This window comes from Acinetobacter sp. NRRL B-65365, from assembly GCF_001605865.1.
Classification (GTDB): Bacteria; Pseudomonadota; Gammaproteobacteria; order Pseudomonadales; family Moraxellaceae; genus Acinetobacter; species Acinetobacter vivianii.
In genome coordinates this window covers 50,218-59,242 of sequence record NZ_LRPD01000042.1, presented here as the reverse complement: position 1 = coordinate 59,242, position 9,025 = coordinate 50,218, and the positions used below count along the sequence as shown (strand labels likewise).

The 9,025-nt window shown below is 40.6% G+C and carries 7 protein-coding genes and 1 pseudogene; 2 read left to right on the top strand and 6 right to left on the bottom strand.

All coding sequences use genetic code 11. The annotated features are described in order from the left end of the window. Positions 1–144 precede the first annotated feature (144 nt). Together AWW72_RS14420 and AWW72_RS14415 are read left to right on the top strand one after the other, a co-directional pair. Complete coding sequence (locus AWW72_RS14420; RefSeq protein ID WP_062847805.1) at positions 145–1,362, top strand: CaiB/BaiF CoA transferase family protein; 1,218 nt, start codon at positions 145–147, stop codon at positions 1,360–1,362. A 161-nt stretch (positions 1,363–1,523) separates the two neighbouring features. Next, positions 1,524–2,369, top strand: a complete 846-nt coding sequence (locus tag AWW72_RS14415) for an IclR family transcriptional regulator (RefSeq protein ID WP_005258332.1) — start codon at positions 1,524–1,526, stop codon at positions 2,367–2,369. Here AWW72_RS14415 and AWW72_RS14410 read toward each other — a convergent pair. The 6 genes and pseudogenes from AWW72_RS14410 to AWW72_RS14385 all read right to left on the bottom strand — a co-directional run bounded on the left by AWW72_RS14410 (position 2,362) and on the right by AWW72_RS14385 (position 8,974). Further along, positions 2,362–3,574: pseudogene (locus AWW72_RS14410) on the bottom strand (MFS transporter). The gene AWW72_RS14415 and the pseudogene AWW72_RS14410 sit on opposite strands and share 8 nt — an antisense overlap. 63 nt (positions 3,575–3,637) lie before the next feature. After that, complete coding sequence (locus AWW72_RS14405; RefSeq protein WP_047428446.1) at positions 3,638–4,480, bottom strand: IclR family transcriptional regulator; 843 nt, start codon at positions 4,478–4,480, stop codon at positions 3,638–3,640. 109 nt (positions 4,481–4,589) lie between these two features. Next, entirely contained in the window at positions 4,590–5,795 is a 1,206-nt protein-coding gene (locus AWW72_RS14400; protein ID WP_047428443.1) for a 3-oxoadipyl-CoA thiolase, read from the bottom strand. A gap of 14 nt (positions 5,796–5,809) precedes the next feature. Next, the gene (locus tag AWW72_RS14395) at positions 5,810–7,333 is read right to left on the bottom strand and encodes a 3-hydroxyacyl-CoA dehydrogenase (protein ID WP_062847803.1); all 1,524 of its coding nucleotides are present in this window, start codon (positions 7,331–7,333) and stop codon (positions 5,810–5,812) included. Positions 7,334–7,394: 61 nt separating this feature from the next. Beyond that, complete coding sequence (locus tag AWW72_RS14390; RefSeq protein ID WP_062847802.1) at positions 7,395–8,156, bottom strand: SDR family oxidoreductase; 762 nt, start codon at positions 8,154–8,156, stop codon at positions 7,395–7,397. Positions 8,157–8,185: 29 nt separating this feature from the next. Further along, positions 8,186–8,974: an enoyl-CoA hydratase gene (locus tag AWW72_RS14385; protein ID WP_062847801.1), complete on the bottom strand. Its 789-nt coding sequence runs from the start codon at positions 8,972–8,974 to the stop codon at positions 8,186–8,188. Positions 8,975–9,025: the final 51 nt, after the last annotated feature.

The window sequence follows — 9,025 nt, the reverse complement described above, 5'->3', positions numbered from 1 at the left end:
GAATAAAAATCATATTTTTTGATGGGAAATTAAGGTTTGATTTTTTAAAATCTTGTTTGTATATTAAAAATATATATCGCTATGCGAAACTTATGTGAAGTAAGTTTTCCTATAGGAAATTAAGCACAGGTGAGTAGGATAAACATGGGCGCTTTAAATGGAATTCGTGTACTTGATTTGAGTCGGGTACTTGCTGGACCGTGGTGTGGGCAGATACTTGCTGATCTGGGCGCAGAAGTGATTAAGGTGGAACGACCAAAGGTCGGAGATGATACCCGATCTTGGGGACCTCCTTGGATGAAGGATGATGCTGGATCTGACACACGAGAAGCAGCTTACTATCAGTCGACAAATCGTAATAAGCTCTCAGTTGCAATCGATATTGCCACTTCTGAAGGACAGGAACTGATCAAAGCTTTAATTCAGGATACGGATGTTGTCATTGAAAATTATAAGGCTGGTTCGCTGAAAAAATATGGGCTGGATTATGCTGCATTGTCAGCAATCAATCCTGGTCTAGTTTATTGTTCAATTACGGGTTTTGGACAAGATGGTCCACGTGCAGAAGAGCCTGGCTATGATTTTATTATTCAGGGAATGGGTGGGCTGATGTCCATCACAGGTGAAAAGGATGATTTAGCAGGAGGTGGCCCACAAAAAGTAGGTGTGGCATTTTCTGATCTGGCGACAGGACTTTATTCGACCATTGCTATTCAGGCGGCTTTACTGAACCGCCATGCGACAGGTTTAGGCCAGTATATTGATATGGCGCTGCTGGATGTGCAGATTGCCACTATGGCCAATCAGGGAATGAACTATCTGTCCTCTGGGAAAGTCCCTGTGCGCTATGGTAATGCACACGCCAATATTGTGCCATATCAGGTGTTTAAAGCTGCTGATCGTGATTTTATTATTGCGTGTGGCAATGACACTCAGTTTATTCAACTCTGTCGAAGTATTGGTTTACCCGATTTACCAAATGATGCGCGTTTTACCCGAAATGCGGACCGAATCAAGCATCGTGATGAAATTATTGGGATTTTATCAGCGCATTTTTTAACAAAGACTGCCGATGAGTGGGTTGCAGCAATTTATGCGGCCAAAGTTCCAGTTGGGGTGATCAATAATCTGGAGCAGGCTTTTCAAGAGCCGCAAGTGATTGCAAGAAAAATGCTGGTTGATATGCCGCATCCGCAACGTGAAAAGCTCACCGTGATTGGATCGCCGATCAAACTTTCAAGAACGCCAGTTGAGTATAAAACTGCGCCACCTTTATTGGGTGAGCATACTGATACGATTTTAACCCGGGTTCTTTCTCAGGAAAAACTGGATGAATTAAAGCTGAAAGGAATTATTGGATAACGAATGTACCAAAGTCAAAATGCATCTGTATTTTGACTTTGCTTTTTGATTGTACTTAACTTTGTTGTTTAGATATTCATGGATGAGCTTTAACTGTTTATTATAGAAAAAATAGATTATAATTTTCGCAGTGCGAAACAAATATTTAGATTGGTAAAATCATGAATGATGCCGTAGATGCAGAACAAACAGAAAAACTATTAGCGCCTTTAAGGCATGAGTTGTTACATCCGATTGAAGACATGCAAGATGAAAATGACCGCCAATTTATTACGGCTTTAGCTCGTGGTTTAGAGCTGCTACGCTGCTTCACTCCAAAACATCAGCATCTGGGCAATCAGGAATTGGCGCAAATGACAGGTTTGCCGAAGCCAACGATTACTCGTCTCACGCATACTTTGTCTCGTTTGGGATATATCAAGCAAGTCCCGAATTCGAGCAAATTCCAGCTCTCTGTGGGTGTCTTGGCTTTTGGTTATTCCATGCTGTCCAATGTATCGATTCGTTCTATTGCGCATCCTTATATGAAGAATTTGGCTGACTATGCAGGTGCTGCGGTTGCAATGGCAACACGTGATCGTCTGAATATGATTTATCTGGATGTGGTACAGGGCAAAGGCAATATGACCATGCGCCGTCAGGTCGGTACTTATTTACCGATTCATTTGAGTTCGATGGGGCGTGCTTGCCTAGCTGCAATGCCTGAAGATGAACGAGAATTTTTACTTGATGCGATTCGCAGCAAGCATAAAGAAGACTGGATCAAGATTAACCGTGATTTAGATAAAGCCTTTAAAGACTATCAGGATTTTGGCTATTGTTTTTCAGTGGGTGAATGGCATAAAGATGTCAACTCGGTTGCTGTTCCATTAATTCATGAACAGCATGGTTTACTGGTATTTAACTGTGGCGGTCCAAGTTTTATTATGAACCGTGAGAAGCTTGAAGAAGATATCGCACCACGTCTTTTACATATGGTGAATAATATTCGTACCGAAATTAGTTAAGCGCGTTCTTCATTTTAAAAAAGCCAGCATCATATTTATGCTGGTTTTTTTGCATCACATAAACAATAATAAAGACATAGCACGGCAAAAATTAAGCCTAAAATACAGACACCTATCCATCCGAAGTGTTTCCAAGCATAGCTTCCCGCTGTTGTGCCTAATGCGCCGCCAGCAAAGTAACCTGTCATATAAATCGCATTAAATCGTGAGCGTAATTCTTGATTCAGTTTAAATACAATACTTTGATTAGTAACATGAACAGCAGAAAGAGAAGCGTAGAGAATGAGTAAAGCAATAATATAAAAGACGAAATGGTAGGGTAAAAGTGAAAAAAGAATCCAACTTAAAATTAGCCCAATGCCGCAATAAATCGAAATTTTATGAATATAGCCTTGATCAATAAATTTGCCTGAGAAATTAGCAACGAAAGTCCCTAACACGCCAACAAAACCAAAAAGACCAATGGTAAAGTCACTAAAAAAGTAGGGCGCTGGAGCCAGTAGCAACGACATTGTGGTAAAGGTTAAACTCACACAAGCAAATGTAAAACCACCAATATAAGTTCTGGTTCTTAAACGCCGATTTTGAATAAAAATCTGTGGTAAAGAGCGAATAGTTTTTACATAGTTTTCAGATTTGGTTGGTGGAAATAACCCGATATTACGATGCAAAATAAAGGCAATAACAAGTAATAGAAAACCACTGACCAAATAAATAATATTCCAAGCGAAAAGTGTAGACATAAGCCCTGAAAGGGAACGGGCGAGTAAAACACCCATCATCAGTCCGCTTAGTAAAAAGCCAACCACACGGCCGCTTTGTTGAATCGGAACCAGACTTGCAGCAAGGGGCAATAACAGTTGGGCTGAACTGGAAAATAGACCAGTAATGACGGTGCCAAGTAGTAAAAGATAAATATTGTGCGAAAAACCGCTAATAATTAATCCACTTGAAGCCAATAACATAAAGATAAATAGTAGCTTGCGCTTTTCTATTATGTCCCCTAATGGCATTAAGAAGAGTAAGCCACATGCGTAGGTGATTTGGGCTAGAGTGGGCACCCACGCTGTAGTTGTTTCAGTTAAATCTAGGCTTACACTAATTGAGTGAATGAGTGGCTGACTAAAATAATTTCCGCCTGTACAAATGCCTGCAGCAATTGCCATTAAAATAATGGTTGGGGTATAGAGTGCGTTTTTCATCATGCCTTAGTCATAATGAAAGTGGAATTTTAATCAACTCAACCATGATTGTTTTAAGCACGATTGTTAGTGCGTTTCATTCAAGGCATCTTGAATATTGTGCACCATGTGGATTAAACGTGGTCCAATTTCACCTTCAAGTTTTTCTGGATTTAAATGAAAACTTGGCGCACCACAGTTAAAAACATAAAGACCGTGTTTGGAGCTGACCAAAGGTACAGCCACCGAGTTCACTTCTTTATGCCACTCGCCTAAAGACAAACAATATCCATAATCTTGGTAATCACGGAAAGCTCGTTCTAAAGAGCGTTTTATGGCTGGCCAGTTTTCGGAATTCTTTTGTTTCAGTGCATCGAGTAGAAAGTTGCGTTCACGTTCAGGAGTTGCAGCTAAACAAGCTCGACCCATTGAACTACTATGGAGTGGTAAGGTTGACCCAATTGGACGGCGCATATTTAATGCAGTTTCAATTTGTACAACATCGATATACACCATATTTAATCGGTCACGCGTTGCCATCGCCACAGGAGCCTGAACATACTGACTCAATTCTTCCATATATTGATGAGCAATATTACGAATCGAGATATTAGATAATGCTGCATATCCTAAAGATAAAACACCAATGTCTAATGTGTATTTAGTTGAGTTAGGCAATTGTTTTAAATAGCCTAATGACACAAGGGTATTGGTAATACGTGCAATGGTCGGTTTAGGTAAACCCGTCATTTTTGCTAATTCTTGGTTACCAAGCACCTGATTATTTGCAGAAAAGCATCTTAAAAGTTCTAAACCGCGTGCTAAAGAAGCAATAAATTGCGGGTTGTTTTCCCGATGTATATGCGAAATAGGATCTAAACGTATCTCATCAAAATTTATTGGTTTTTCAGTTTCCATGTTTTGAGACATTCGATCCTCAAATATAATTAAAGCAATAGTTTTGCCATTATATTTCGCTCTGCAAAATAAATCCATTCATCACTGCGCTGTTGTGATGAATGGATATCGGGTTCAACGTTTATGCAACGTTTTCAATCACCATTGCAAGACCTTGACCTACACCAATACAAAGGCTCACCACAGCATATTTCTTTTTACGGCGAATTAACTCACGAGCTACTGTTAAGCTAAGACGAGCGCCAGATGCACCAAGTGGATGACCAACCGCAATCGCACCACCGTTTGGATTTACACGTGGGTCATTAAAATCAACATTTAAGCCTTTTAAACAAGATAAAACTTGTGAAGCAAAGGCTTCATTAATTTCAATAATATCCATGTGATCTAAAGTAAGACCAGCACGCGCAACGGCTTTCTTAATAGCTTCGATTGGGCCTGCACCCATAATGCGCGGTTCAATACCCGCAGCTGCGGCTGATAAGATTTTTGCCATTGGTTTTAGGCCATATTTTTGACCGGCAGCTTCTGAACCAATCAAAAGTGCTGCTGCACCGTCATTAATCCCTGAGGCATTACCAGCTGTAACCACACCACCTTCAAATAGAGGTTTTAACTTTGTGAGTGCTTCAACAGTTGAGCTTGGGCGAGGGTGTTCATCTTCTGAAACGAGTTTAGGCGGTAATTTTTTGCCTTGGAAAACCTCAATTGGAGTAATTTCATCAGCAAAGAAACCTTCTTCTTTGGCTTTTTGATATTTGGCTTGTGATTGAGCTGCAAATAAATCAGCTTGCTCGCGGCTAATACCAAAGTCGGCTGCAACGTTATCACCCGTTTCAGGCATTGAATGTCCGCCGTACTGAGCAATAATTTTTTTATTTGGAAAACGAGATCCAATGGTAGTGTCATAAATTTTTGCATCACGGCTATAAGCACTTTCGGCTTTACCCATTACAAAAGGTGCGCGCGACATACTTTCTACACCACCTGCGATATAGAGCTCGCCTTCACCACAAGTAATTGCACGTGCCGAGTCAATTACGGCACCTAAACCACTAGCACATAGACGGTTTACCGTCTGGCCCGGTACAGTGACAGGTAAGCCGGCAAGTAATAATGCATTTCTCGCCACATTACGACTATCTTCACCCGCTTGATTGGTGTCCCCTAAAATCACATCTTCAATATCCGCGCCCGGCACACCAGTTTTTTCTAGTAGTTTTTGAATGACAGTTGCGGCTAAATCATCAGGACGAATTGAGGCAAGTTCACCTGCATGACGGCCAAATGGACTGCGTAAACCATCATAAATATATGCATTTAACATTGAGAAATTCCTTTTCAAGACTCGTGAGTAAAAGTAAGAGGTAAATGAAGTGCGACACGACGCTGTAACCACGGACTAGGGCGATAGCGCGGGTCATGCGTAAGTGCTGTTATACGGTTCAGAATGAGTAAGATTTTTTCGCTACCGACTTGATCGCCCCATTCAATTGGTCCAAACGGATAACCTAAACCAAGACGCACCGCGGCATTAATGTCATCTACCGTGGCAACATTTTGCTGGGCAATATCACAGCCTAGATTAATCACCATCGCTAAAACGCGCTGTGCAACAAAGCCGATACTTTCATTAATCATACTCACCAGATTTCCATCTAGATTGAAAATAGAGTGAGCGGCTTGTCGGTATTCAGATTTTGTAACAAGTGAAGGCATCAAGGTACGGTGCTTGGCAATGCCATACAGCATGTCTATAGCAACGGCTTGTTCTGGGGTAACCCCTAAGCGAGTAGCTGTTTGAGTTGTGTCTTCACCATAACAAGCGAGTAAACATAAACTATCTGTTTGAGGTTCAGCGTTGGTGTCTAGAGCAATATTTTGCTGAGTTAAATAATCTTCGAGCTGTTTTTTATCATCTAAAAAATCTGCCGCAATCCAAACTTTGGGATATTGCGCTAAACGCTCTACAAACTTGGCAGGTTGTTCACCTGTTTTTGAACCAGTTTCGTAGTTATAAAAACCTTGATTAACCTTACGTCCAAGTTGCTTAGCGTCTAGCATTTGCTTGGTCAGTGGATTTGGTTTGTAACGGGCTTCTTCATAATACTGATGATAAATCGACTCCATGACTGGATGAGAAACATCAAGGCCAGTTAAATCGAGTAATTCAAAAGGACCCATTCTAAAACCAACGCCATCACGTAAAATTCGATCAATTTCACTGATGTCACAGACGTTTTCATTTAAAATTTTAAGCGCTTCGGTTCCATAAGCTCGACCGGCGTGATTAATAATAAATCCAGGGGTGTCCTTCGCAACAACAGGGCGATGACCAAATGCGCGAGACAGATCATTTAAGGCATCAATAATAAGTGGGTCAGTTTTTAAACCACGAATGACTTCGACCACTTTCATGAGTGGAACTGGGTTAAAAAAGTGATAACCCACAACACGTTCAGGTTTTTTGCAGTTTGCAGCAATGGCTGTAATAGACAGAGAAGAGGTGTTCGAGGCTAAAATTGCATTTTCTGAAACGACGTCTTCAAGCTGCTGCATCAAACTTTGTTTGATATCGAGGCGTTCAACAATTGCTTCTACAATAAGGTCGCAATTTTTTAAATCGTCAATTTGCTGAGCAACAATCAAATGGTTATTTGCCGCTGCTGCCTGCTCAGATGTAATTTTATTTTTGTCGACTAACTTTTGAAATGTGGCAGCCAGTTTTTCTTTAGCCTGTTCTGCCGCGCCTGCTTTGGCATCATATAAATAAGTGGTATGACCTGACTGAGCAGCAATTTGAGCAATACCACTGCCCATAATACCGACACCAATCACAGCCATGCTTTTAATATTATAAGTCATGTCGATCATCCTGATGATTAATCTATATTTGAAATTAAACGGAAAAATAGGGTTGGGTGATTTAGCTTAAGCATTGTTTATCACCATCAATCGGCAAGATTTGACCTGAAATAGAGCGTCCGCTATCTGAAGCTATAAATAGGCATAAATCTGCAATATGCTTTGGATTTACAAAATATTTGAGCGACTGATTTTTCAGTGCATTTTGAGTCACTTCTTCAAGTGAGGTATGAGCTACATCGGCACGCGCCTGTAATACACGCTGGACCCGATCACCATCTACTGCACCCGGAAGAATAGCGTTAACTCGAATATTGTCTGCACCGAGTTCCATAGAAAGCGTTTTGGTAAAACCAATCAGCCCCCATTTTGAAGTGGAGTAAACCAATCGGTACGGATAGCCTAAGCGGCCGGCAATAGACGACATATTTATAATTACGCCTGCTTTTGCTTGCTTTAAATAGGGAATGGCTAACTGGGTAATTAAAAAAGTACTATTCAGGTTTAAATTAATTACCGTATTCCAATCTTCAAAACTTAGTTCATCTGCTGCAACGGTCGGGCCTGAGATGCCTGTGTTATTGACTAAAATATCAATACCACCAAGTTTCTGAATGGCTTGATTAAACATGAGTTTAATTTGCTCATGATCAGCCAAATCACATGTATGTATATGCAAATTTGGATAATCTTGTTGAAACTGTTCTAGGCTTTTAGCATTAATATCACAAACAAAAACTTCATCATGATTGTTTAAAAATGCCTCGGCAATGCATCGTCCAATCCCTGAACCACCTGCACTAATCAATACTTTTCTGCTCATTTTCATTCCTTTGTTATTATCGTTTTAAATTATTTACCTTGATAAGATGGTTTACGTTTTTCAATAAAAGCTTGAACGCCTTCATTTTTATCTTCGGTAGAAAACAGCAACTGGAATGCTTTCCGTTCTAGGGTTAAGCCTGCATTTAATGGCACGTCTTCGCTCATCAGCGCAACTTCTTTAATTTGTTGCAGGGCAATTGGAGGCATTTTTGCGAGACTCTGCGCCATTTGAATCGCAGTTGGAATGGTTTGGTCGTCTTCTGTGACTTGTGAAACAAGACCGATGATATAAGCTTCTTCGGCTCTCACCATGGCACCCGTCATAATCATGCGCATGGCATGGAATTTACCAACCGCACGGAATAAACGTTGTGTACCACCAGCACCTGGCATTAACCCGACTTTAATTTCCGGTTGACCAAAGGTTGCACCTTTACCTGCAATAATAATATCGGCATGCATTGCAAGTTCACAGCCGCCACCTAATGCATAACCATTTACAGCAGCAATCACAGGTTTAGGGCACTGAGCAATCGCGTTCCAGTAACGTTCGGTATGACGTAATAACATTTCTGTGGACGTTGCGGTTGCCATTTCTTTTAGATCTGCACCTGCTGCAAAGACTTCTTCACCACCTGTGAGCACAATCGCATTGATCTCATCATTAAAAGTTAATTCGGTAAAAGCTTGTGCTAGTTGCTTGCGAACCTCTGTATTCAGTGCATTTTTTGCTTCAGGTCGGTTAATTTTTACAATCGCTATTTTTTGAATAGAAAAGTCAATTTCTACGAAATTATTCCCTGTTAATACACTCATTTTTGAATTCCTTGTTTCGCATATCAAAACTATATTCCTTTTATGATGCTT

Bases quoted from the DNA above. Each gene is read 5' to 3' on its own strand.
- AWW72_RS14415 (WP_005258332.1), top strand. From the start codon at position 1,524: ATGAATGATGCCGTAGATGCAGAACAAACAGAAAAACTATTAGCGCCT.
- AWW72_RS14400 (WP_047428443.1), bottom strand. From the start codon at position 5,795: ATGTTAAATGCATATATTTATGATGGTTTACGCAGTCCATTTGGCCGT.
- AWW72_RS14420 (WP_062847805.1), top strand. From the start codon at position 145: ATGGGCGCTTTAAATGGAATTCGTGTACTTGATTTGAGTCGGGTACTT.
- AWW72_RS14385 (WP_062847801.1), bottom strand. From the start codon at position 8,974: ATGAGTGTATTAACAGGGAATAATTTCGTAGAAATTGACTTTTCTATT.
- AWW72_RS14390 (WP_062847802.1), bottom strand. From the start codon at position 8,156: ATGAGCAGAAAAGTATTGATTAGTGCAGGTGGTTCAGGGATTGGACGA.
- AWW72_RS14405 (WP_047428446.1), bottom strand. From the start codon at position 4,480: ATGTCTCAAAACATGGAAACTGAAAAACCAATAAATTTTGATGAGATA.
- AWW72_RS14395 (WP_062847803.1), bottom strand. From the start codon at position 7,333: ATGACTTATAATATTAAAAGCATGGCTGTGATTGGTGTCGGTATTATG.